The following is a 24,205-nucleotide window of genomic DNA, read 5'->3' as shown; positions in this document are numbered from 1 at the left end:
GCTTATCCTTTTTGTTTCCAGCGCAGGCGGTAATCGATCAGCGTGTCGCACGCCAGCAGCAGGAACAGCAGCATGCCCTGGAACACACCCGTGATCGCCGACGGCAGGCCCAGGCGCGATTGCGCCAGCTCGCCGCCCAGGTACAGCAGCGACATGATCAGTCCGCCGAACACCGCGCCGATCGGATGCAGGCGGCCGATGAAGGCAACGATGATCGCCGCGAAGCCATAGCCCGGCGACACCGACGGCAACAGCTGGCCGATCGGTCCGGCGATTTCGAACGCCCCCGCCAGCCCGGCGAAACCGCCTGAAATCAGCAGCGACACCCACAAGGCGTTGCGACTGGAAAACCCCGCGTAGCGCGCCGCATGAGGCGCAACGCCGCCGACCATCAGCGAGAAGCCGCGGAAGCTGCGCATCATGAACACCGCCATCACGATCGCCGCCACGATGGTCACCGCGAAGCCGATGTGCAGGCGCGTGCCGCTCATCAGCATCGGCAGCATGAACTCGCTGGAGAAGACCTTCGACTGCGGGAAGTTCATGCCGTTGGGATCCTTCAGCGGACCGTTGACGGCGTACATCAGCAGCAGCTGCGCGACATAGGTCAGCATCAGCGACACCAGGATTTCATTGGCGTTGAACTTGTCGCGCAAGAGCGCCGTGATGCCGGCCCAGAGCGCGCCGCCGATCACGCCGGCGACGATCATCAGGATCAGTCCGAGGCCGCCCGGAATCGCATGGTCGGGCACGTCAATCCACACCAGCAGCGCCCCCGCGCATAAGGCGCCGACGGTGAACTGGCCTTCCGCGCCGATGTTCCAGATGCTGGCGCGGAAGCACACGGCCAGGCCCAGCGCGCACAGGATCAGCGGAATCGATTTGAGCAGCAGTTCGCTGATGGCGCGCTTGCTGCTGAACGGATCTACCAGGAAGACCTTGAGGCCGGCAATCGGATCCTTGCCCAGCGCCAGGAACAGCAACGCGCCGAGCAACAGCGTCAGGATGATGGCGATGACCGGCGACAGATACGTCATGCGGCGCGACGGCACGCCGCGCAGCTCGAGCCTGAAAGGGAGCGAGGTGAACATAGACTTAACCATGTGCAGCCTCCGCAGCATTGTTCGGCGCAGGCGGCGCGTCATTGTTCCACAAGCCGCTCATCCACAAACCGACCTGCTCGCGCGTGGCCTGTTCAATCGGGACGGAAGGCGACAAACGTCCCTTGGCGATCACATGCAGGCGATCGCACAGCGCGAACAACTCATCAAGTTCTTCGGAGATCACCAGCACGGCACAGCCTTCTTGTTTGAGCGCCAGGATTTCGGCATGGATTTGTGCGGCGGCGCCGACATCGACGCCCCAGGTCGGTTGCGCGACGATGAAGACACTGGGTTTGCGCTCCATCTCGCGGCCGACGATGAATTTTTGCAGGTTGCCGCCGGACAGGCTTTTTGCCAGCGCGTCGGGGCCGCTGGCCTTGACCTTGAAACGTTCGATGATGGAGGCGGCGATCTTGCGCGTGTAGGCGAAATCGATCATGCCGTGTTTGACGTACGGCACTTTCTGGTGCGACAGCAGCATGTTGGCCGACAGGCTCAGCGTCGGCACGGCGCCGCGGCCGAGACGTTCTTCGGGCACCAGGCCGAGGCCCTTGGCGCGGCGCGGATTGGGCGCCAGATGACCGACGGCGGCGCTGCTCAGCATGATCATGTTGGGCGCGGCACGCTGGTCTTCCCCGGACAGCGCCGCCAGCAATTCCTGCTGGCCGTTGCCGGACACGCCGGCGATGCCGACGATCTCGCCGGCGCGCACTTCGCATTCGATGTCTTGCAGTTCGGTGGCGAACAGATGCGCTTTCGGCAGGCAGAGGCGATTGACGTGCAGCTTGCGCTCGTTGCGTTGCATGCCGGAAAACTGCGGATTGCGTTCGCGGCGCAGCCGCACCAGCTCTTCGCCGATCATCATGCGCGACAGGCCGGCGCTGGTTTCATTGCGCGGATCGCAGGTCCCGGTCACGCGGCCGCCGCGCATCACGGTGGCGCTGTGGCACAGTGCGCGGATCTCGTCGAGCTTGTGGCTGATGTAGAGGATGCTGCAACCTTCGTCGGCCAGCAGGCGCAGCGTGACGAACAGCTTCTCGACCGCCTGCGGCGTCAGCACCGAAGTCGGTTCGTCAAGGATCAGCAATTGCGGATTGGTCAGCAGCGCACGCACGATTTCCACGCGCTGGCGCTCGCCCACCGACAACGTGTGGACGTGACGATTGGGCTCCAGCTCGAGACCGTATTTTTCGCCGGTCTGGCGGATGCGCGCGACCAGGTCCTGCATGTCGGTGTCGGCGTCGAGACCCAGCGCGATGTTTTCCGCCACGGTCAGCGTGTCGAACAGAGAAAAGTGCTGGAATACCATGGCGATGCCGAGCTTGCGCGCGATCTGCGGATTGGCGATATGCGCCAGCGCCCCGTTCCAGTAGATTTCACCGGCGTCGGGTTTGACGGTGCCGAAGATGATCTTCATCAGCGTCGACTTGCCGGCGCCGTTCTCGCCAAGGACGGCATGGATCTCGCCGGGCGCGACGCTCAGGTTGATGTCGTCGTTGGCCAGTACTCCTGGATAGGCCTTGCGGATATGCGCTATTTGCAGGCGCGCAGGCGACGTTGCGGTCACGGATTTCCCCTCGCAGGAACCGCGCCTTCCCGCGCGCGTTCCAGGTTATTCAAATGATCTGCGGAATTTACCATAGCCAAATTGTCGACAATCGGGAAAATTGCAAAAAATATCACGAACGGTTGCCGCCGCGGTGGGCCCAGCGCGTGGTGCGTTTTTCGATGATTGCAAACAGTTCGTACATAGCCATCGCCATCGCGCCGATGACCACCAGTCCGGCAAAGGCCAGCGGCATCTTCATTGACGAGCCGGCCGACACCAGCAGGTAGCCGATGCCTTCGTTGGAGGCGTTCATCTCCGACACGGTCGAGCCGACAAAGGCCAGCGTGATGGCGACCTTCAACGAGGCAAAGAAGTAGGGCAGCGAGCGCGGCATGCCGACCTTGAGCAGGATGTCCATGCGTTTGGCGCCGAGCACGCGCAAGACGTCTTCCAGTTCCGGCTCCAGGGTCGCCAGACCCGTGGCGATGTTGACCATGATCGGGAAGAAGGAAATCAGGAAGGCCGTCAGGATCGCCGGCCCGGCGCCGATACCGAACCACACCACCAGCACCGGCACGAAGGCGGCCTTGGGCAGCGCGTTGAACGCCGTCATCAACGGATACGCCGCGGCATACAGCAGCGGCGAAGAACCGATCAGGAAGCCCAGCGACACGCCGACCGCGACCGCAATCGCGAAGCCCACCATGGTGACCCAGAAGGTCGACAGCGCGTGATGCGCGATCGGGCCGGCGAATTCGATCATGGCCTCGATGATCGCCATCGGGCTCGGAAAGATGAACTCGGACACGTCCAGCGCGCTGCAGATGATTTGCCAGACCACCAGGATCGCCAGCAGCAGTATCCACGGCGCCAGCGTGCGGGCGGCTTGGTTCATTGAGGAAAGTTTTTTCATGGGCGCCTTGGTTCAGGTGGTTCTCAGGTGTTGCGCACGCGGCCGATATGCTCGCGCAGCTCGTGCACCAGGGCGTTGAAGGGATCGGTGTAGGTGAGCTCCAGCTCGCGCGGACGCGGCAGCGGATTTTCCTTGCGCGCCACGATGCGGCCGGGGCGTTTGCTCATCACGTAAATAGTGTCGGCCAGGAAAGCAGCCTCGCGCAGATCGTGGGTCACCAGGATGACGTTGAACTGGCGCTCGGTCCACAGTTCGCGCAGCACGCACCACAGTTCTTCACGGGTGAAGGCGTCGAGCGCGCCGAAGGGTTCGTCCAGCAGCAGCATCTTCGGCTCGTGGATCAGCGCGCGGCAGATCGACGCGCGTTGCTGCATGCCGCCCGACAGTTCCCACGGAAACTTGTCGGCATAGCCGTCCAGGCCGACGGTCTTGAGCAACTTCAGCGCGCGCTCGGTGTACTGCGCCTTGTTCTTCTTGAAGTCGTGGCGATACGGCTCGACGATTTCCAGCGGCAGCAGAACATTGTCGAGCGTGGTGCGCCACGGCAGCAGGGTCGGCGCCTGGAAGGCCATGCCGACGAATTTGAGCGGACCGGTTACCTCGGCGCCGGCGATGGCGACGCTGCCGCGCGTGGGGCGTTTCAAGCCCGTTGCCAGCTTCATGAAGGTCGACTTGCCGCAACCGGACGGACCGACGATGGCGATGAATTCCCCTTGCCTGGTTTGCAGGGAAATGTCTTCGACCGCAAATTCGTCGGAGCCGTCATAGGACAGGAAGACGCGACGGAAGTCGACGAAGGTGTCCGAGGTGTCCGTCATGGCAGCCACATCAGCCAAGCCTGCTTCAATAGTGTCAGCTTGCAATGTCATTTCCCGAACACGTTGAGCAATTCCTTCGACGGCAGGTAGGCCGGTGTCCAGATCTTTTCCGCGTTGACGCGGGTCTTGGTGCCGTAGGCGTCCGACACCTGCGAAGCCATCAGCGTCAGGCGCGGCAGGAACACCTGGCCGTAACCTTCGGCCTTGGCATGCGGCGTGGCGATGGCGCTGGAGATGGCCAGCTTGAGACGGCGCAGTTCCAGCTTCTCGTCAATCAGGCCGTCGCGTTCCTTGAGTACCTTGATGGCGGCTTCGGGATTGGCCAGCACATCCTTGGTCGCCTTGGCGAAGGCGCGCAGGAAGCCCCGGAGCGCTTCCGGATTGGTCTTCATCAGACTCTCGTTGGCGATGATGGCGTTGCCGTACAGCTTGACGCCGTAGTCGGGATACATCATCACGTTGATGTCCTGATCCTTGATGCCGCGTGCGTTCAGGTTCAGCAGCGAGGTGAAATAAAAACCGGTGATGGCGTCGACGTCGCCGCGCGCCAGCATGGTTTCACGCAGCGGCGGATCCATGCTGATCCAGTTGGCTTTGGACGCATCCAGGCCGTTGGCCTTGGCGAAGATCGGATAGCCGCGGCGACCGGCGTCGAACACCGGCGAGCCGAGCTTCTTGCCGACCAGATCGGCCGGTGTCTTGATGCCGGTCTTCTTGAGCGAGAAGATCGCCGCAGGGGTGTCGTTGTAGACCATCATCACGGCCATCGGCTTGCCCGGCGAAGCCGGATTGTTGGCGGTGAATTCCATCAGCGCCGCCATGTCGGCAAAGCCCATGTCGTAAGTGCCCGAGGCCACGCGATTGACCGCGTTGCCCGAGCCGCTGCCGGCGTCGATGACGACGTCCAGTTTCTCCTGCGCGAAATAACCCTTGGACTTGGCCACCAGGAACAACGCAGACGGACCTTCAAAGCGCCAGTCGAGCTGAAACTTGATTTTGGTTTCTTGCGCGAAGGCGGCCGAACAGGCGGCGCTGAGCAGCAGGGCGGCGGTGAACTTGAAGAGCTTGTTGGCGTGCATGGTGGGCTTCCCGTTGGAATCGGTTGATCGGTTGGCCGGGCGCAGGCGGCGGTGAAGCGATGTCGCCAATGCGGCCCGGTTTTGTTGTCCGGTTTTTATAAACGATGTCCGATGAAAAGCATTTACTGTGCCAAGAACGTCGGATGGCGGCGACAGCGAAGGCAGCGCTGCAGTCGGCTTTCAAGTCAGCTTTATTTTGTCGACAATCCAAAATTTCATTTGCGACAATTTGGTGCTTTGCTGCACCGCTCTAGCAAGAGTTGCACTAAAAACAGTATTCTTTCGGCCGCGTAAGCCTTGTAAATAGAGGTGTGCGTCGATGAGCGGGTTTAGTACTGTCGTTCTATATCTTGTCGACAATCTTCCGTCGCAACCTTCTCGGCGGCATGGTGGGATGGGCTGTTTTCATTCTGTGCAGCGGCGCCGGCTGGCGTGCGGACATCGGCTTCGCCGGATCCATTTTTTCGCATTGCCGATGCACGCGCCGGCGCATTGTCGACAGTTTTTTGACGACTTGTTTTCGGCTGGCATGACGTTTGCATTGATGGACCCGGCGGATTGCGCAGCGACGGTTGTTGGGTGCGATGCCAGACCTGATTGGATATGGGTGAGCAAATGAAGGAGCGCGCGTTGCAGGTTGCAGCAAGCAGCCAGTGACGAGCGATGGGATCCGGATTTATTTTTCAATGAAACGCAAAGGGAGAAAACGCATGAAGAAGAGTGCAATGGGGATGTGCTTGACTACCGCAGCGCTGGCCGTCTCGGCCATGGGCAGCATGTCGGCCAACGCTGCCGAGTGGGCCGACAATTCGATCGGTATTCGCTACGGTACGCAATTTGCCGAGCCGTTCAATTCGCAAGACATCGCGAAAAAAATCGTCAATTTTACGCATGCCAGCGGCTACAAATACGGCACCAATTTCCTGAACGTCGACTTGCTGATGTCGGATAGCAAAGACAACGAATCGCAAGAAGCGTATATCGTCTATCGCCATACACTGGATATCGGCAAGGTCGCCGGCAAGGACCTCTCTTTCGGCCCTGCGCGCGGTTTTGGTCTGACTGCCGGTTTTGACTGGAACACCAAAAACGATCCAGGCTACAGCTCGCGCAAGCGCATGATCGTTGCCGGCCCGACGGTGATGCTGGATGTTCCAGGCTTCCTCAACATCAGCCTGCTGGCGCTGTGGGAAAGCAATCAGCCGCTCAACAACGGCGTGCGCATGAGCAGCCGCTATTCCTACGACACGCACCCGATGCTCAACGCCGCCTGGGGTATCCCGTTCGGCACCAGCGGCTTCGCCTTTGAAGGCTACGTGAACTACATCGCCGCCAAGGGCAAGAACGAATTCGGCGGCGGCACTGCCCCTGAACTGAATTTCGACGGCCAGATCATGTATGACGTCGGCATGCCGATGGGCATGGGCAAGAACACCTTCCGCGTGGGCCTGGAATATCAATACTGGCGCAACAAGTTCGGCAATCCTAGCAATGTCCCCGGTTCGCTGGCCAAGACGCCGATGATCCGCGCCGAATACCACTTCTAAGCGTTTCTGCGGATCGGCCGGTGTGGGCGTCACGCCGGTCGATCCAGTTCCTTCGGTGCCGGGTCTTTTGATCCGGCATTTTTTTCGGCAGTAATGGTATAAACAATTCCGGTATCGACTCACTACGCGGGGCGCAATGGAAGCATATATTTTCGACTGGCTCAATCTCTTGCTGCGCTGGCTGCACGTCATCACGGCGATCGCCTGGATCGGCTCCTCGTTCTACTTCGTCTGGCTCGACAACAGCCTGACCCGGCCGGACGATCCTGAACTGCTGGAGAAGGGTGTCGGCGGCGAGCTGTGGGCGGTCCACGGCGGCGGCTTCTACAATCCGCAGAAATACCTGCTGGCGCCGAAGACGCTGCCGCAAAACCTGCACTGGTTCTTCTGGGAGTCGTACAGCACCTGGCTGTCCGGCTTCGCACTGTTCTCGGTGCTGTACCTGTTCAATGCCGGCACCTTCCTGGTCGACAAGCACGTGCTCGACATGAGCGCGACGACGGCGGTGTTTGCCGCGCTGGCCTACCTGGCTGCGGGCTGGCTGGTGTATGACGCCATCTGCCGTCTGTTCGGCGACAAACCGGGCGGCGACCGCGTGGTCGGCGTGCTGGTCACGCTCTATGTCGTCGCTGCGGTCTGGGTGGCGTGCCATGTGTTTTCAGGACGCGCGGCGTTCCTGATGACCGGCGCCTCGCTGGCCACCGTGATGAGCGCCAACGTGCTGTTCTGGATCATTCCCGGCCAGCGCAAGATGGTGGCATCGATGCGCGCGGGGCAGAGCCCCGATCCCATCCACGGCAAGCGCGGCAAGCAGCGCAGCGTGCACAACACCTATTTCACGCTGCCGGTGATCTTCGCGATGCTGTCGAATCACTACAGCATGACTTACAGCGCCGGCAACAACTGGCTGGTGCTGCTGCTGATCATGCTGGCGGGCGTGCTGATCCGGCAGTTCTTCGTGCTCAAGCACAAGGGCGTCATCAAGTGGCAGTATCCGGCTGCAGCGGTGGTGATCCTTGCCGGCGTGGCCGCGTGGATCGTGCCGAAGTCGGCGCTGCAGCCTGCGCCTCCACCTTCACAGCAAAACGCACCGGCCGTTTCGTTCGCGCAAGTACAACACGTGATCGAAACGCGCTGCATCCAGTGCCATGCGGCCAAGCCGACGCTGATGCCGGTGCCTGGCAAGGGCATCCTGCTCGACAGCAAGGATGGCGTGTTGCAGCATGCGCAGCAGATCTACCAGCAAGCGGTGGTGCAGAAGGCCATGCCGCTGGGGAACATGACCAATATTACGGATGACGAGCGGGCCTTGTTGGGCAAGTGGTTTGAAGCAGGCGCCAAGGGCGAATGATCAGATAGCAGGCGCCAAAGCAAAAAGGCTGAACACAACGTTCAGCCTTTTTCTTTTCGACGGTGCATTCAGCCGGGGTAAGGATGCTGCTCGCGCCAATGGTTGGCGATGTCGATGCGGCGGCAGATCCATACGCGCTCATGCGACTGCACGTAATCGAGGAAGTGTTGCAGCGCGGCGAAGCGGCCCGGGCGGCCGAGCAGGCGGCAATGCATGCCGACCGACAGCATCTTGGGCGCCTCTTCTCCCTCTGCGTACAGCACGTCGAAGCTGTCCTTGAGGTATTGAAAGAACTGCTCGCCGGTGTTGAAACCCTGCGGCGTGGCGAAGCGCATGTCATTGCTGTCGAGCGTGTAGGGAACGACCAGGTGGGGCTGCTGACTGCCGTCGGCCAGCGCCACCCGCGTCCAGAACGGCAGGTCGTCGCCGTAGTAATCGGAGTCGTAGGCGAAGCCGCCATGCTCGACCACCAGCCGGCGAGTATTGGGCGAATCGCGACCGGTGTACCAGCCTTGCGGATCAGCCCCGGTCAGCTGGCGGAAGATCTCAACGGCGGCGCGCATGTGTTCGCGCTCGGTCTCGACATCCATGTTCTGATAGTGAATCCAGCGCAGGCCGTGGCAGGCGATTTCGTGGCCCAGCTCGACGAAGGCCTGGGTGACTTCGGGATGTCGCTGCAACGCCATGGCGATGCCGAATACCGTCAGTGGCAGCTGCCGCTTTTCGAACTCGCGCAGGATGCGCCAGACGCCGACCCGCGAGCCGTATTCATAAATCGATTCCATCGACAGATGACGCGCCGGATAGGCGGCCGCGCCGATGATTTCAGACAGGAACTGTTCCGAGGCCGGGTCGCCGTGCAGCACGGAATTCTCTCCGCCTTCTTCGTAATTCAGTACAAACTGCACCGCGATCCTGGCTTGGCCAGGCCAGCTGGCGTGAGGAACGTGGCGGCCGTAGCCGATCAGGTCGCGTGGATAGTTGCCATCTGGTCGTATGTGTTGCATGTGTTCTTTTGAAATGTGGAAGACGGTGTTCAGGAACTCTTTCCCAGCACCGATCGCAAATCGAAGTGATCGTCGTCGCTGGGGCGGACGCGGTCTTCGCACAAGTGCAAATGGTGTGCCATGTGTTCCTGCGCCAGCGCGATGTCGCCGCTTTCGAGCGCCGCCAGTACGGTGTCGTGTTCGTCGAAGGAGCAGGCATTGTGTCCCGGCGCTTCGGTCTTGGCGATCATCAGCGTGGTGCGCGAGACCAGCTTGCGCAGGGTGTCGACCAGCAGCGCGTTGCCGGTCAGCTCGGCCAGCGCCAGGTGAAACTGCGCCGAAAGACGGATCCAGCGCGGTCGGTCGCCGGTCAGGTAGGAGTGGCGTTCTTCTTCGACCATCTTGCGCAGGCCGGCGATCTGGCGCGTGCTGGCTTCGCGGCCGACCTTGTCGAGCACCGCGTATTCGATGATGTTGCGCAGCTCGAACATGTCCTTGACCTCGGCGTGCGAGGGACTGGCGATGAAGGCGCCGCGATTGGCTTCGAGATCGACCATGCCTTCGGTGGCCAGGCGCGACAGCACCTTGCGCACGGTGTGCCGGGCGGTATCGTAAATCTGGCACAGGACCTGCTCAGTAAGCTTGGTGCGCGGCGGCAGGCGATGTTCCATGATGGCGTCGTAGATGTCCTGGTAAAGACGCTCTTCGACGGCCGGCGAATGATCGCGGACGGCGGGATGCGAAGCCAGGGGCGAGCGGGATGTCTTGCTTGGTTTGGTCATGGCGGGAATAGACGGCATCAAGGGTTGGACGGAAGCGAAAGCTTGTTTGCGATCATGCAGGAGTCATACCGGCGGTCGGCATTGTCGACAATGGAAAAAATAATCTGCAACAATTTGGTGAAATTGCGCACCAAAAGCGACGCGGCGGCGCGCGGCGTGCACCACAGGAATCGCTCTGCATTTATTGTTCCGCAGCACATTGCGGGCGCCATTGCCGCAGCAACGGTGTGATGGAGATTGTCGACAATCATTTGTGTATTTTTCATTGGATATTGCCCATGCATTTTGACAACGACTTTCCTTCTTATGCAAGAAGCGTACTTGCTGCGCGTTTTTGTCGGATGCGGGCGATGGCCAGGGAATAAACAAGAAGTAAGCAAGGAACAAGCAAGGGCCGAACACCCGCGCGGCAAGTCTTCTACAATCACGTATGCAGTTTTTACAGCAGTCTCCAGTTCTCCTCAGTTTTCTTTTACAGGTCATCTCATGCCGTCTTCATTGCAACAATCCGTAGTTACCTTCCTTGATGCGGAACACGCCGCGCAAACACGTTTCCTGCAGGAACTGGTTCGGGTGCCGTCCGACAATCCGTCCGGCGATTGCGCCGCGCATGGCGCATGCGCCCAAGCCCTGCTGGAGCAACTGGGTTTCGATGTGGAAGTGCACGCGGTGCCGGATGATCTGGTCAAGGCCAACGGCATGATCTCGGCCGTCAACCTGATCGTGCGCAAGCGCTTCGGCAGCGGCGGTCCGACCATCGCGCTCAACGCTCACGGCGACGTGGTGCCGCCCGGCCTCGGCTGGAGCAAGGATCCCTACGGCGGCGAGATCGTCCAGGATGCCGAACACGGTCCCGTCATGTACGGTCGCGGCGTAGCCGTGTCGAAGTCCGATTTCGCCACCTACACCTGGGCGTTGCTGGCCTTGATCGCGGCAGAGAAACAAGGCGCCGTCCTCAACGGCGCCATCGAACTGCAATTCACCTATGACGAAGAAGCCGGCGGCGACATCGGTCCCAAATGGATCCTCGAGCAAGGCCTGAGCAAGCCCGACTACGCCGTCTCGGCCGGCTTCGCCTATGGCATCACCTCCGCCCACAACGGCTGCCTGCATCTGGAGGTGACGGTCAAGGGCAAGCAGGCGCACGCCGCCATGCCGCACACCGGCATCGATGCCATTGAAGCGGCGACCGGCATCTTGCAGGCGTTGTACGCTTACCGCGCCGAACTGGCGAAGAAGAAATCCGCCGTCAGCGGCATCGACCACGCCACGCTCAACGTCGGCCTGATCAAGGGCGGCATCAACACCAACGTGGTGCCGGACCTGGCGAGTTTCCGGCTCGACCGCCGCATGATTCCGGAAGAAGCCGGATTCGACGCCGAAGGCGATCTGCGTCGCGTGATCGACGCCGCAGCAGCGCGTTATCCCGGCATCCAGGTTAGCGTGCAACGCATCCTGCTGGCCGAGCCGTTGGCCGAATTGCCGGGTGTGGAAAAGCTGATCGGCGCCTTCAGCCGCCATGCCGAAGCCATCCTGGGCGAGCCGGTCAAGGCCCATGGCGTGCCGCTCTACACCGACGCGCGTCACTATACCAAGCAAGGTATTCCGACGATTTTGTACGGCGCCGGTCCGCGTACGCTGATGGAGGCGCGCGGCCACAATTCGGACGAAAACCTGCGCCTCGACGACTTGTTCAAGGCCACCAAGGTGGTCACGCTGGCGCTGGCGGAGCTGCTGCAGTAATTTTCCTCGCTGAAAAGAAAAACGGCGCCGCGACCTGATGGTCGCGACGCCGTTTTTATGTGCTCGAATTAATGCGCTGCGGCGTACTGATCGAGCTCGGCAGTCAGACGGCCTTTGTCGGCAGCCGGCAGGAAGCTGGCATCGATGCCGTTGCGCGCCAGCTGCACGATCTCGGCGCGCGAGAGATCCAGCGCCGACACGACGGCCAGGTAGTTATCGTTCATGTAACCGCCGAAATAAGCCGGATCATCGGAATTGATCGTCACCGCCAGGCCTGCGCGCAGCAGTCGCGCCAGATTGTGCTTGGCCATGTCGTCAACCACGCACAGCTTGAGGTTGGACAGCGGGCATACCGTCAGCGGCATCTTCTCGCGCGCCAGGCGCTCCATCAGCGCCGGGTCTTCTTCGCTGCGTACGCCGTGGTCGATGCGTTCCACCTTGAGCACGTCGAGCGCACCGATGATGTAGGCCGGCGGGCCTTCTTCGCCGGCATGGGCGACCAGGTGGAAGCCGAGCTCCTTGCAGCGCGCGAACACCTTGGCGAATTTTTCCGGCGGGTTGCCGCGTTCCGATGAGTCCAGGCCGATGCCGTTCCACAGGTCGCGGTATTGCTCGCGCAGCGGCAGCGCCGCCTCCAGCGTGGCGAAGGCGTCCTCTTCGGAGAGATGACGCAGGAAGGACATGATCATGGCGCTGGAGAAGCCATGTTCATCGCGCGCCGCGCGCAGCGCGCGGGCGATGCCGGCGAACACCACGTCGATGCCGATGCCGCGCTCGGTATGGGTCTGCGGATCGAAGAAGATCTCGGCATGGCGCACGTTGTCGGCGCGAGCGCGCGCGATGTAGGCGGCGGTCATGTCGTGGAAGTCCTGCTCGGTCTGCAGCACGTTGGCGCCGGCATAGTAGAGATCGAGGAAGGATTGCAGGTCGGTGAAGTCGTAGGCCGCGCGCAGGGCATCGACCGACGCATAGGGCAGCGCCACTTTGTTGCGCTGCGCCAGGGAGAACAGCAATTCAGGCTCCAGCGTGCCTTCGATGTGCAGGTGCAGCTCGGTCTTGGGCAGGGCTTCGACGAAGGAGCGCATTGCTGCGGGCAGGGGGAGGGTGGCGGAAGTAGTCATGGCGGCCTTTGGTGACGAACTGGAACAAGGGCGTATTTTCTCAGAAAGCACCGCCGGACCTCGGAAAAACATTCATAAATTCCCGGCCGTTGGGAAAACTAAATCGTGTGGACGTTGACTAAGAGGCAGCGTCCCATCGCAGAAGGGCACAGGAAAAATGTAAAGTTTCCGTGAAATGCGGCGTATCCCCGGCAATGCATGTTTTAATGCTGGGCCGTCAGGCGGACCAAAAAGAAATTGCATAAGCAAAACAGGAGCGGTCGGATCAGGTATGAAGAAGATTATTGCGACGACAATGACATGCAGCATGCTGGCGGGAGCAAGCGTGGCGCTGAGCGGCTGTTCGCTGTTTTTTTGGAAGAAGAAGGAAGACACCAGCCTGGTGCCGTTCTCGACTATTCCGAGCAGCGCCTACCAAAGTTTTGTCAAAACCTGGGACGACAAGGCGCAGCCGGTGCTGTGCGCGCTGATCCGCTCCCAGGCCGATTGGAATTACTGGTTCCAGCCGGCGGCGACGATGCGCGCGCAACGCGCATTGACCCCTTCGGAAGAATACTTCGAGACGCGCCAGCTGTTGCTCGCCACGCGCGTGATCCAGGCGCCCGACGCCGCCGAGCGCAGCCAGATTTTCAGCGCCGACAAGGTCACGATGAAGGACGGCGTGCTGAAGCTGGAATATCGTTTCGTCAAGCCGCTGTCCGGCGCCACCTACAAGGTCAAGGATTTTCTCCTGGTGGAAATCCCCAAGGAGCGCTACACCACCGGTCCGGTGGAATTCATCGAGAACGGTTCAAAAGTCTGCCAGATCGCGCGCTGAATTATTCCTCGCACTGCACCAAAGAAAAAACCTGAATGAAAAGCCTGAGTTCGTCGCTCAGGCTTTTTTTTGAGCTCCGTTCAGCAAAAACGGCTAAGTTTGCCGCCGCCGGGCCAGTTAAACTGGCGCCATGAAACCTGATCGCTCAGAGAAAAACTATCGGAGTCGCATGGCGCGCGTGGTGGCGGCAATTGCGGCCGACCCGATCGCTCCGCATCGCCTTGAAAAGCTGGCGGCGCTGGCGCATTTTTCGCCGTTTCACTTCCATCGCCTGTACCGCAGCCTGATCGGCGAGACCGTGGCGGACACCGTGCGCCGCGTGCGGCTGGCGCATGCCGCCACGCTGCTGGCGGAGATCCGGCGCAGCGTGACCGACATCGGCCTGGAAGCCGGGTACGAAAGCCCGCAGGCATTCACGCGCGCGTTTCGCCAGTATGCCGGCTTGTCGCCGCGCGAATTCCAGAAAAAAATCCATGTCATCGCCGACAAGGAACGCGCCGCCGGCGAGCGCTCGGTATCGGCCGGCCCGCAGGTGCAACTGATCGAGCAGGGCGCCATGCGGGTCCAGGCGCTCAGGCATCACGGACCGCTCGGCACCATCCCGCATACGCATCGCCATCTGCACCAACTGGTCGGCCCGCGCCCGTTCAGGCAGTGGCTCGGCATCGCTCATGGCGATCCCGACGCGGGCGATGATTTTTCCTATTTTGCGGCGGCGGAGCTGATCGAAGAGCCGCTTATTTCTACGGACGTCGAGCTGATCGACATCCCGGCCGGTTGTTATGCCTCGCATGCGCTGATTGGTCCCTACACCCAGATCAACGCCACCATTTCTGCACTGTATTCGCTGTGGCTGCCGTACAGCGGCTACGAGCCGGATGATCGTCCATTGCTGGAGGTCTATCGCAACAGCCCGCGCGACACTGCGCCGGAGCAACTGCATACCGACTTGCTGATTCCCGTACGTCCCATCGACCCTTTTGCCGACTGACCTCCATGAAAACAATATCGCTGTTGCGCGCCGTGCTGATTTCCGCGACGGGAGTGTTGTTTTGTCTCGTTGCGGACGTCGGCGCGGTCGGCTTTCAGCATGTCACGGCGCCGGATCCCGAGGGTGCGCCGCTGGAAGTCGGAATCTGGTATCCGAGCACCGCGACGCCCGTTGTGCTGCGGACTAGAACCGTCTCGCAGACTGTGGCCGCCGATGCGCCGGTCGACGGCGAGACGCTGCCGCTGATCGTCATTTCCCATGGCACGGGCGGTTCCTATCTTGGGCATTACGACACCGCCATTGCACTGGCCGAAGCCGGCTTCGTGGTGGCCGCCGTCACGCATACGGGAGACAACTATGCCGACCAGAGCCGCAGCCTGTTCATCCTCGAACGTCCGCGGCATATCAGCCGCGTGATTGACTACATGCTGTCGGGCTGGAGTGGACACGAGCGCATCGATGCGCAGAAGATCGGCATGTTCGGTTTTTCTGCGGGAGGATTCACGACGCTGGTCAGCATCGGCGGCCGGCCCGACATGGCGAAGATCGCACCGTTTTGCGAGACGCACAAGACGGACTTCGCCTGTCAGCTGATCGCACGCAATCGTGACGTGCTCAGTACGGCAGCTGCAGCCCCGCCGGCCAGAGACGGCGCAAAGGACGGGCGCATCAAGGCCGTCGTGGTTGCCGCGCCGGCCATCGGCTTCACATTCTCGCCTGGCGGGCTGCACGACGTCACGATGCCGGTACAGCTGTGGCGCGCCGAAGACGACGTCATCCTGCCGCATCCATCGTATGCGGAAGCAGTGCGACTGGCCCTGCCCAAGCCGCCGGAATATCACGTCGTTCCCAACGCCGGGCATTTCGACTTTTTGGCGCCTTGCAACGAAGCGCTGGCCGCACGCGTGCCGGAAATCTGCAGCAGCGCCCCGGGTTTCGACCGTCGCGCGTTTCATGCAAGCATGAATCAAGCGGTGGTGGAATTCTTTCGCCGGACACTGAACGCCGGCGGATAAAAAAAACCCCTGAACGTCGCGATGACGGGCAGGGGAGGTGCAGAAAAGAACAGGTGTTGCCGTTGTTGTTATCTAGATTATTAGTGCGTCATGCCAAGGAACTGCTGTAACTCTGGTGTCTTCGGATTGGCGAACAACTCTTCCGGTGGTCCGATCTCGTGGACCTTGCCCTGGTGCATGAACACCACGCGGTCACACACTTCGCGCGCAAAGCGCATTTCGTGCGTGACCATGAGCAGGGTCATGCCGTCGTCGGCCAGGCTGCGCACCACGGCCAGCACTTCATTGACCAGTTCGGGATCAAGCGCCGAGGTGATTTCATCGCACAGCAGGGCTTGCGGCTGCATGCTCAGCGCGCGGGCGATCGCCACGCGCTGTTGCTGGCCGCCGGAAAGCTGGTCGGGGAAGGCATCGAACTTCATGCCCAGGCCGACGCGCTCCAAATTCTTCTTGGCCAGCTCGCGCGCTTCGGCTTCCGAGGTGCCCTTGACGATCATCGGCGAGATCATCACGTTGCGCCCCACGCTCAGGTGCGGGAACAGGTTGAACTGCTGGAAGATCATGCCAACCTTCAGGCGCAGCGTCTTCAGTTCCAGTTCGCTTTTGCCGAGATAGGCGCCGGCCACGCTGATCGAGCCTTCGTCAATGGTCTCGAGGCCGTTGATACAGCGCAGCAGGGTGCTCTTGCCGGAACCGCTCTTGCCGATGATGGCGATCACTTCCCCGGCGTCGACGGACAGGCGAATGCCCTTGAGCACTTCGTTGTCGCCGTAGCGTTTTTTGACATCCTCAATGGCGATGAGCGGCATTGAATTTCCTTTCCAAGAATTGGCTGTACTTCGACAGCGGCCAGCACAGGGCAAAGTAAAAAAGTCCGACGACGGCAAACACGGTGAACGGCATGAAGGTGGCGTTGGTGATCACGGTGCCGGCCTTCGACAGTTCGACGAAGCCGATGATCGAAGTCACCGCAGTGCCCTTGATCACCTGCACGCCGAAGCCGACGGTGGGCGGAATCGCGATGCGCAGCGCCTGCGGCAGGATGATGTGGCGCATCTGCTGCATGTGGCCCATGGCCAGCACCGAGGAGGCTTCCCATTGGCCGCGCGGAATCGCATCGACACAGCCGCGCCAGATTTCGGCGAGGAAGGACGCGCTCCACAAGGTCAGCGCCAGTCCCGCCGCCAGCCAGGCCGGCACTTCCAGCCCGAACAGCGCGAGCCCGAAGAAGATCAGGAATAATTGCATCAGCAGCGGCGTGCCCTGGAACACTTCGATGTACAGCTTGGCGGCGCGTTGCAGGGCAGGGCGTTTGGAGATGCGCGCGAACAGGATGATCATGCCGACCACGCTGCCCAGCACGAAGGTCGCCAGCGACAGCAGCACGGTCCAGCGCCCCGCCAGCAGCAGGTTGCGGACGATGTCCCACAAGGAAAAGGAGATCATGAAGCCCTCCGCGCAAAGATGAACTTGTCGCCGATCAGGCGCAGCAGTTGCCGCAGCAGGATCGCCATCACGAGGTAGATGGCGGTGGCCAGCAGGTAGGCTTCGAAGGCGCGGAAGTTGCGGCCCTGGATGAAGTTGGCGGCGAACGACAGCTCTTCCACGGCGATCTGCGAACACACCGCCGAACCCAGCATGACGATCACGATCTGGCTCGACAGCGCCGGCCAGATTTTTTGCAGGGCCGGACGCAGGATGATGTGGCGGAACGCCTGCACGCGCGACATCGACAGGCTCAGCGCCGCTTCCATCTGGCCGCGCGCAATCGCATTGACGCCGGCGCGGATGATTTCCGTGCTGTAGGCGCCGAGGTTGATGACCATGGTCAGGATGGCCGCCTGCATTTCGCTGATCTGTATGCCAAGGCTGGGCAGGCCGAAGAAGATGAAGAACAGCTGCACCAGGAAGGGCGTATTGCGGATCAGCTCGACGTAGCCGCTGACGATGGGCTTGAGCCAGCGCGGTCCCTGCGTGCGCGCCCAGGCGCCGAAGATGCCGACGGCGATGCCGATGACGCCGCCGACCGCGATCAGTTCGACCGTGGTCAGCACGCCCTTGACCAGCACGTCGGTGTAATCGAACGCCGCGAGGAAATCAAAGTGATAGGCCATGTGGATGCATTTTCCGAGTATGGGTGGTGTGAATCACTTCAGCTTGCAGCAGCGCCGGACCCCGTTGTGCGGGATCCGGCTTGCAGGTATTACAGGTTTGCCGGCAGCGGCAGGCCCAGCCACTTGACTGTCAGTGCGCTCAGTTCGCCGTCCTTCTTGATTTCGGCGAGGATGGCATTGACCTTGTCCTGCAGTTTCTTCTCGTCCTTGTTCAAACCGATGAAGCATGGCGAATCCTTGATCAGGAACTTGGTTTCGGGCTTCTTCGGCGGGTTCTTGGCGATGATGGCGGCGGCGATCACGTTGCCGGTCGCGACCAGTTGCACCTGGTTCGACAGGAACGAGCTGATGGTGCCGTTGTTGTCTTCATAGCGCTTCACGGTGGCGCTGGCCGGCACGATCTTGGACAGTTCCAGGTCTTCGACCGAACCGCGCGTGACGCCGATGGTCTTGCCCGCCAGGTCGGCAGGGCCGCTGACCTTCTGGTCGGCCGGACCGAACACGCCGTTGAAGAACGGTGCGTAGGCGGCGGTGAAGTCGATCACTTTTTCACGCTCGGCGTTCTTGCCCATGCTGGAGATGACCAGGTCGACCTTCTTGGTTTGCAGGTAAGGCACGCGGTTGGCGCTGGTGACCGGGATCAGTTCGACTTTCACGCCGAGCTTCTTGGCGATCAGCGAGGCGACGTCGATGTCCAGGCCTTGCGGTTTCAGGTCGGAAGTGACCGAGCCGAACGGCGGGAAATCCTGCGGCACGGCCACGCGCAGCACGCCGGCCTTCTGGATGTCGTCAAGCGCATCGGCGCGGGCGACCGAAGTGGAAATCAGCAGCGCGCCAGCCATCAGGCCAAGCAACAGTTTCGAGAGTTTCATCATGATTCTCCAAGTTGAGATGAAGTGAGGGAAATGGCTGAAGCAGCCTGTTTTTTGACGGAGCGCGAAGCCGTCTTCTTGCGCTTCGCGGGTGCTGCAAAAGCATTGCCGACCGCCGATACTGCTGAAACCGGCGCCAGCGCCTGGCGCAGGGGCGCCAGCGGATCGTTGACTTCGGCCTTGTTGAGGCCGGCTTCGACGTGTTGCAAATGGTCGTGCATCAGTTGCTCGGCTGCGGCCAGGTCGCCGCGTTCCAGCGCCGCGACGATGTGGACGTGTTCGGCGCAGGAGTCTTCGGCTTGTTCGGACGACTGATGCAGCATCGCAGTCAGCGTGGTGCGCGCGGTGAGGTCGCGCAGCGTGTCCGACAGCAGCGTATTGCCCAGGCATTCGCACAGGGCCACATGGAAGTCGCCGAGCAGGTAGGCGCGCGCGCCGACGTCGTCGCCTTCGATGGCCGCTTGTTCGCGGTTGATGTGATCGCGCAGTTGCTCGATGGCGCTTTTGGTAATCGGTCGTGCGTGGCGCAGCAGGCCGAGTTCAATCACGCGGCGCGCCTCGAAGGCTTCACGCGCATCGCTCGGCGACGGTTCGATGACGAACCAGCCGCGCCGGGCGCTGACGGTGACGATGCCGCGCGTGACCAGGCGCGTCAGCGCTTCGCGCACCAGCGTGCGGCTGACGCCGAACAATTCGGACAGTTGCTGCTCGCCCAGGCGCGTGCCGGGGGCAAGCTGCTTGGCGAGGATCGCTTCCATGATGCGGTTGGCGATCTGGATCGAGGATTTGATGGCGTCGGTGCTCATATCCGCTATCTGAGCAATATGCATGCCAATCTTGTATATCAGATTGACGTACAGAAATAACACCTTGGGCGGCAGAGGGAAAGCGGCGGCAAAGTCTTTGCTGACGTGATATTTCGTGATGGAGAGGGGCGGCTGCGGGGCAGGGCGGTGATTGAATTTGGCGCGTTGCTATCCCTGCCTTGGTGCGTTTTTTGCGAGACCTTGTATATCAGATCACCGCGGCTCACCGCTGCGGCGCAAAAAAAGGCCGCCGGTACGATCCGGCGGCCTGATGTCCTGCAGGCGAGAGGGCGCTTCAGTTCTTCGATGTTTCCAGCGAGGCATCGCTGTCGGCCGCTGCCGGCGGCGTCAGCAAGATCGGCTTGGCGCTCTTGCGCGCATTGCGCACGCCAAGCGCGCCGCCTTCATACGGCACGCGGCCCGACGGCACCACGGCGGAAGCCAGTTCCACATGGCCTTCCTGGTCGTCGAAGAACATGTGCGCGCCGAAGGCGTGCAGCACGTCCGCCTTGGGCAGGCCGCCAAGGAAGAAGGCCTCGTCGACGGTGACGTTCCAGGTGCGCAGCGTGTGGATGACGCGCTTGTGCGCCGGACTGTTGCGCGCGGTGACGATGGCGATGCGCACCGGGCAGGTCTCAGGCGTGAATTGCTTCTGGATTTCAGCCAGGGCGAACAGCAGCTTGGCCAGCGGGCCTTCCTTCATGGCCTTGTTGCGGTGGCGCTGCTCGTGGCGCACGAAGGCTTCCAGGCCTTTTTCGGCATAGATCTGTTCCGATTCGCGCGAAAACAGCACGGCGTCGCCGTCGAAGGCGATGCGGATCTGGTTTTCCGGGGCGACGTAATTGGTTGGCGCGGTATACAACTGCGCTGCGGCGACGCCGCCGTCGATGGCGGCCTGTACGTCGCTCTTGTCGCGCGACAGGAACAGGTCGATCTTGAATGCGTCGAGGTAATGCACGATCGGTTCGCCGCCGGTGAAAGCCGCGCGGCTGATGTCGAGCTTGTGCGCCTCGATGGCGTTGAAGGCGCGCAGGCCGGTGTCGGGCGAGTTGCGCGAGATCACCACCACTTCCACCAGGCGGCGGTCGGGGATCAGCGTATTGAGGCGGAGCAGGGCCTTGACCAGCGGGAAGGCCGTGCCCGGCTCAAGCGGGTCGTTTTCATGCTGGCGCTGGTAGTCGCTATAGGCGTCCACGCCCTCGGTGTCGTAGATGGCGTTTTCGTGTTCGAGGTCGAACAGCGCGCGCGAGGAAATGCCGATGACCAGCATGCCGGAAAGATCGTAAGCCATGTCTTTATATATAAGCGATTGATGTGCGGTTGCGCCGCAAAACAGATCTGCGCAGTGTGCCACAGATGGCATTTGCCCCCTAGTTTTGTCGCGATTTGGCTGCATGCAACATCGGCATGGGATCTGCAGGGCCGGCTTTTCCTGGATATTTGCTCCTTTCATCAACCAACGTCGCGCATGTTGCTTGCTTCTTTGTTAAATATTGCTGAAAAGTATTTTGTGGTCACGGATTGCATGGCGCTACATAAATTTGTATGATGACCGTATAACTTACTTAAAAGACCCAGAGACAAGCATGTTTCAGAAGATCCCGGTGCAGGCGCTCAGCGACACGGTAGCGCGGCAATTGCTGGAAAAAATCGACCTCGGCGCCTTTCCGCGCGGCGGCAAGCTGCCGACCGAAGCGGTGCTGGCGCAGGAGTTCGGCGTCAGCCGCACGGTGGTGCGCGAGGCGATTTCCCGGCTCAAGCACGAAGGCCTGGTCGAGCCGCGCCAGGGCAGCGGCGTGTTCGTCACCGAGCAGGCCGGCATCAAGCCGCTGCGCATCGATTACACCGAGGTCAGTTCGCCCGAGGCGGTCTTGCAGATCGTCGAATTGCGTCGCGCCATCGAAGCCGAAGTCGCCGCGCAGGCCGCCAAGCGCCGCACCGACGCCGACATGGTGGCCATTGATAACGCGCTGGCGCGCATCGGCGAAGATGTGCGTGCAGGCAGCGACGGCGTCGCCGCCGACGTCGCCTTCCATCGCGCGCTGGCGAGCGCCACGCGCAACCCGTATTTCATCAAGACGCTGGAATTCCTCAGCCAGTATCTCGAAGCGGCTACCGCCGTCACGCGCGGCAACGAAGCACGGCGCGACGATTTTTCGCGGCAGGTGCGCGAAGAGCACGAAGCCATCGTCGCGGCGATTCGCGCCGGCGACGAAATGGCGGCGCGCGCGGCGGCGCAGACCCATATGTTCAACGCGGCAAGGCGCCTGGGTCAAGCTTGAAAGTCAGGCCTGAAGATTTCAACGATTCACTTATTCCCAACCAGGCGCAGCCAGACGAGAGGCCATCCGGTCCCCAGCCAGCGCCGCCAAATTTATCGGAGTCGACAATGTCAAAAAATGTAGGTGTGATCGGTTTGGGGGCCATGGGCCTGGGCGTCGCCCGCTCTTTGCTGCGCGCTGGCTTCAACGTGCATGCCTGCGACGTACGCAAGGAAGTGCTCGACAAGTTCGCCGCCGACGGCGGTGTCGCCTGCGCTTCGCCGGCGGAGATGGGCAAGGCCGTCGACGTGATCATCACGCTGGTGGTGAACGCCGCGCAAACTGAAACCGTGCTGTTCGGCGAGAACGGCGCCGCCGCGACCTTGAAGCCGGGCAGCGTGGTGATCTCGAGCGCTACCGTGGCGCCGGATTTCGCCGTCACGCTGGGCCAGCGCCTCGCTGAAAAAAATCTGCTGCTGCTGGATGCGCCGGTGTCCGGTGGCGCCGCACGCGCCGCATCCGGCGAGATGACGATGATGACTTCCGGCCCCGCCGACGTCTACGCCAAGATCGAAGACGTGTTGAAAGGCATGGCCGGCAAGGTATATCGCCTCGGCGATGCGCACGGCATCGGCTCCAAGGTCAAGATCATCAATCAGCTGCTGGCCGGCGTGCACATCGCCGCGTCCGCCGAAGCCATGGCGCTGGGCCTGCGCGAAGGCGTCGACCCCGATGCGCTGTATGACGTGATCACGCACAGTGCCGGCAATTCGTGGATGTTTGAAAACCGCGTGCCGCACATCCTCAAGGGCGACTACACGCCGTTGTCGGCAGTCGATATCTTCGTCAAGGACCTGGGCCTGGTGCTCGATACCGCACGCCGCAGCAAATTCCCGCTGCCGCTGTCGGCCGCCGCGCATCAGATGTTCATGATGGCGTCCACCGCCGGCCATGGTGGTGAAGACGATTCCGCCGTGATCAAGATTTTCCCTGGCATCGACCTGCCGCCGTCGAAACAGTAATCCAGCAATCCGGAGTTCATCATGTCTCAAGCCAAACCTCTGCTCGGCTGCATCGCCGACGATTTCACCGGCGCCACCGACCTGGCCAACATGCTGGTGCGCGGCGGCATGCGCACCGTGCAAACGATCGGTATCCCCGAACAGATCCCCGGCGTGGACGCCGATGCGCTGGTAATCGCGCTGAAGTCACGCACGATTCCCGCCGCCGAAGCCGTCGAACAATCGCTGGCTGCGTTGCGCTGGTTGCAGCAGCAGGGCTGCACGCAATTCTTCTTCAAGTATTGCTCGACCTTCGATTCCACCGACGCCGGCAACATCGGCCAGGTGACCGACGCGCTGCTGAAGGAATTGGGCGCCGACTTCACCATCGCCTGCCCGGCCTTCCCGGAAAACGGCCGCACGATTTATCGCGGCTACCTGTTCGTGGCCGATGGCTTGCTCAATGAATCGGGCATGGAAAACCATCCGCTCACGCCGATGACCGACGCCAACCTGGTGCGCGTGCTGCAGCGCCAGACCGAATCGAAAGTCGGCCTGGTGCGCTACGACACCGTCGCTAAGGACGCCGCCGCCGTGACCGAGCGCTTCACCGCGCTGCGCACCGACGGCGTCAAGATGGCGATTGCCGATGCCGTGTCGGATCGCGATTTGTACGTGCTGGGCGAAGCCTGCGCCGAACTGAAACTGGTCACCGGCGGCTCCGGCATCGCGCTCGGCCTGCCGGAGAATTTCCGTCGCGCCGGCTTGCTCCACGCCAGTGCCGAAGCCGCACAATTGCCGCAGGTCGGCGGCTTGTCGGCGGTGCTGGCCGGCAGCGCATCGAAGGCCACCAATGCGCAAGTCGCCGAATGGAAATCGCATCATCCGGCGCATCGCATCGACCCGCTGGCCCTGGCGCGCGGCGAAGCCGTGGTGGCGCAGGCGCTGGCGTTCGCCGATGAACACATCAACAAGGAGCCGGTGCTGATCTACGCCACCGCCACGCCGGACGAAGTCAAGGCGGTGCAAAAGGAACTCGGTGTCGCCAAGGCCGGCCATCTGGTTGAACAGGCGCTGGCCGATATCGCCAAGGGCCTGCGCGAACGCGGCGTGCGCCGCTTCGTGGTGGCCGGCGGCGAGACCTCCGGCGCCGTGGTGCAGGCGCTCGATGTGCGCGCCTTGCGCATCGGCCCGCAGATCGATCCGGGCGTGCCGGCGACCGCGACACTCGACGACCAGCCGCTGGCGCTGGCGCTCAAGTCGGGCAATTTCGGCAGCGTCGATTTCTTCGAGAAGGCCTTGCGCTTCCTCGGCGGCGCCAAGGAGTGAGTTGAA

At 61.7% G+C, this 24,205-nt stretch carries 24 protein-coding genes; 9 read left to right on the top strand and 15 right to left on the bottom strand.

The genetic code is table 11. The features are described 5' to 3' along the window. Positions 1–2 precede the first annotated feature (2 nt). From ACIROW_RS15630 to ACIROW_RS15610, 5 genes are all read right to left on the bottom strand, one after another. Positions 3–1,091, bottom strand: a complete 1,089-nt coding sequence (locus ACIROW_RS15630; protein WP_402277687.1) for an ABC transporter permease — start codon at positions 1,089–1,091, stop codon at positions 3–5. Between the two features lie 4 nt (positions 1,092–1,095). Further along, positions 1,096–2,670, bottom strand: a complete 1,575-nt coding sequence (locus ACIROW_RS15625; RefSeq protein WP_402277187.1) for an ABC transporter ATP-binding protein — start codon at positions 2,668–2,670, stop codon at positions 1,096–1,098. Positions 2,671–2,782: 112 nt separating this feature from the next. After that, positions 2,783–3,565 (bottom strand): ABC transporter permease, encoded by a 783-nt coding sequence (locus ACIROW_RS15620; RefSeq protein ID WP_402277185.1) that lies wholly within the window; start codon positions 3,563–3,565, stop codon positions 2,783–2,785. Between the two features lie 23 nt (positions 3,566–3,588). Further along, positions 3,589–4,383, bottom strand: a complete 795-nt coding sequence (locus ACIROW_RS15615) for an ABC transporter ATP-binding protein (RefSeq protein ID WP_402277183.1) — start codon at positions 4,381–4,383, stop codon at positions 3,589–3,591. 47 nt (positions 4,384–4,430) lie between these two features. Next, a complete protein-coding gene (locus ACIROW_RS15610) occupies positions 4,431–5,462 on the bottom strand; it encodes an ABC transporter substrate-binding protein (RefSeq protein WP_402277181.1) in 1,032 nt (343 codons plus the stop codon). A gap of 710 nt (positions 5,463–6,172) precedes the next feature. Between ACIROW_RS15610 and ACIROW_RS15605 the strand changes: the two genes are divergently transcribed. Beyond that, entirely contained in the window at positions 6,173–7,009 is an 837-nt protein-coding gene (locus ACIROW_RS15605) for an outer envelope protein (protein ID WP_402277179.1), read from the top strand. A gap of 136 nt (positions 7,010–7,145) precedes the next feature. Next, positions 7,146–8,360 carry a urate hydroxylase PuuD gene (locus ACIROW_RS15600; protein WP_402277177.1) on the top strand — a complete coding sequence of 405 codons (1,215 nt, stop codon included), beginning with the start codon at positions 7,146–7,148 and terminating at the stop codon, positions 8,358–8,360. Positions 8,361–8,428: 68 nt separating this feature from the next. On the opposite strand, the gene puuE is transcribed toward ACIROW_RS15600, so the two are convergent. The 3 genes from puuE to ACIROW_RS15585 are packed head-to-tail and all read right to left on the bottom strand — an operon-like array spanning position 8,429 to position 10,394. Beyond that, entirely contained in the window at positions 8,429–9,367 is a 939-nt protein-coding gene (gene puuE / locus ACIROW_RS15595) for an allantoinase PuuE (protein WP_402277176.1), read from the bottom strand. A gap of 29 nt (positions 9,368–9,396) precedes the next feature. Next, positions 9,397–10,128, bottom strand: a complete 732-nt coding sequence (locus ACIROW_RS15590; RefSeq protein ID WP_402277174.1) for a GntR family transcriptional regulator — start codon at positions 10,126–10,128, stop codon at positions 9,397–9,399. A 17-nt stretch (positions 10,129–10,145) separates the two neighbouring features. Then, positions 10,146–10,394 carry a hypothetical protein gene (locus ACIROW_RS15585; protein WP_402277172.1) on the bottom strand — a complete coding sequence of 83 codons (249 nt, stop codon included), beginning with the start codon at positions 10,392–10,394 and terminating at the stop codon, positions 10,146–10,148. A 220-nt stretch (positions 10,395–10,614) separates the two neighbouring features. Between ACIROW_RS15585 and ACIROW_RS15580 the strand changes: the two genes are divergently transcribed. After that, positions 10,615–11,871 carry a M20/M25/M40 family metallo-hydrolase gene (locus ACIROW_RS15580; RefSeq protein ID WP_402277170.1) on the top strand — a complete coding sequence of 419 codons (1,257 nt, stop codon included), beginning with the start codon at positions 10,615–10,617 and terminating at the stop codon, positions 11,869–11,871. A gap of 68 nt (positions 11,872–11,939) precedes the next feature. On the opposite strand, the gene ACIROW_RS15575 is transcribed toward ACIROW_RS15580, so the two are convergent. Beyond that, positions 11,940–12,992 (bottom strand): adenosine deaminase, encoded by a 1,053-nt coding sequence (locus tag ACIROW_RS15575; RefSeq protein ID WP_402277168.1) that lies wholly within the window; start codon positions 12,990–12,992, stop codon positions 11,940–11,942. A 271-nt stretch (positions 12,993–13,263) separates the two neighbouring features. On the opposite strand from ACIROW_RS15575, the gene ACIROW_RS15570 reads away from it, so the two are divergent. The 3 genes from ACIROW_RS15570 to ACIROW_RS15560 all read left to right on the top strand — a co-directional run bounded on the left by ACIROW_RS15570 (position 13,264) and on the right by ACIROW_RS15560 (position 15,816). Then, positions 13,264–13,809 carry a hypothetical protein gene (locus tag ACIROW_RS15570; RefSeq protein WP_402277166.1) on the top strand — a complete coding sequence of 182 codons (546 nt, stop codon included), beginning with the start codon at positions 13,264–13,266 and terminating at the stop codon, positions 13,807–13,809. Between the two features lie 130 nt (positions 13,810–13,939). After that, the gene (locus ACIROW_RS15565; RefSeq protein WP_402277164.1) at positions 13,940–14,800 is read left to right on the top strand and encodes a GyrI-like domain-containing protein; all 861 of its coding nucleotides are present in this window, start codon (positions 13,940–13,942) and stop codon (positions 14,798–14,800) included. A gap of 5 nt (positions 14,801–14,805) precedes the next feature. Continuing rightward, positions 14,806–15,816: an alpha/beta hydrolase family protein gene (locus ACIROW_RS15560; protein WP_402277162.1), complete on the top strand. Its 1,011-nt coding sequence runs from the start codon at positions 14,806–14,808 to the stop codon at positions 15,814–15,816. Positions 15,817–15,896: 80 nt separating this feature from the next. On the opposite strand, the gene ACIROW_RS15555 is transcribed toward ACIROW_RS15560, so the two are convergent. From ACIROW_RS15555 to ACIROW_RS15530, 6 genes are all read right to left on the bottom strand, one after another. Then, positions 15,897–16,625, bottom strand: coding sequence for an amino acid ABC transporter ATP-binding protein (locus ACIROW_RS15555; RefSeq protein WP_402277160.1), 729 nt, complete (start codon positions 16,623–16,625; stop codon positions 15,897–15,899). Next, a complete protein-coding gene (locus tag ACIROW_RS15550) occupies positions 16,606–17,262 on the bottom strand; it encodes an amino acid ABC transporter permease (RefSeq protein WP_402277158.1) in 657 nt (218 codons plus the stop codon). The genes ACIROW_RS15555 and ACIROW_RS15550 overlap by 20 nt, the downstream gene beginning before the upstream one ends. Further along, a complete protein-coding gene (locus ACIROW_RS15545) occupies positions 17,259–17,930 on the bottom strand; it encodes an amino acid ABC transporter permease (protein ID WP_402277157.1) in 672 nt (223 codons plus the stop codon). Before ACIROW_RS15545 ends, ACIROW_RS15550 begins: the two co-directional genes overlap by 4 nt. 89 nt (positions 17,931–18,019) lie before the next feature. After that, on the bottom strand, positions 18,020–18,802 hold the full coding sequence (locus ACIROW_RS15540; RefSeq protein ID WP_402277156.1) for a transporter substrate-binding domain-containing protein: 783 nt from the start codon (positions 18,800–18,802) through the stop codon (positions 18,020–18,022). Continuing rightward, on the bottom strand, positions 18,802–19,608 hold the full coding sequence (locus ACIROW_RS15535; protein ID WP_402277155.1) for a GntR family transcriptional regulator: 807 nt from the start codon (positions 19,606–19,608) through the stop codon (positions 18,802–18,804). The genes ACIROW_RS15540 and ACIROW_RS15535 overlap by 1 nt, the downstream gene beginning before the upstream one ends. A 295-nt stretch (positions 19,609–19,903) precedes the next feature. After that, positions 19,904–20,899 (bottom strand): 5'-nucleotidase, encoded by a 996-nt coding sequence (locus tag ACIROW_RS15530; RefSeq protein ID WP_233526637.1) that lies wholly within the window; start codon positions 20,897–20,899, stop codon positions 19,904–19,906. Between the two features lie 295 nt (positions 20,900–21,194). Between ACIROW_RS15530 and ACIROW_RS15525 the strand changes: the two genes are divergently transcribed. The 3 genes from ACIROW_RS15525 to otnK all read left to right on the top strand — a co-directional run bounded on the left by ACIROW_RS15525 (position 21,195) and on the right by otnK (position 24,199). Continuing rightward, positions 21,195–21,890, top strand: a complete 696-nt coding sequence (locus ACIROW_RS15525) for a FadR/GntR family transcriptional regulator (RefSeq protein ID WP_402277154.1) — start codon at positions 21,195–21,197, stop codon at positions 21,888–21,890. Positions 21,891–21,997: 107 nt separating this feature from the next. Beyond that, complete coding sequence (gene ltnD / locus ACIROW_RS15520) at positions 21,998–22,891, top strand: L-threonate dehydrogenase (protein ID WP_402277153.1); 894 nt, start codon at positions 21,998–22,000, stop codon at positions 22,889–22,891. 21 nt (positions 22,892–22,912) lie between these two features. Further along, positions 22,913–24,199, top strand: coding sequence for a 3-oxo-tetronate kinase (gene otnK / locus ACIROW_RS15515; RefSeq protein WP_402277152.1), 1,287 nt, complete (start codon positions 22,913–22,915; stop codon positions 24,197–24,199). Positions 24,200–24,205 lie beyond the last annotated feature (6 nt).

Source organism: Herbaspirillum sp. NPDC101397 (assembly GCF_044767325.1).
In the GTDB taxonomy this organism is placed as follows: Bacteria; Pseudomonadota; Gammaproteobacteria; order Burkholderiales; family Burkholderiaceae_D; genus Herbaspirillum.
This window is presented reverse-complemented; position numbering and strand designations above follow the sequence as displayed.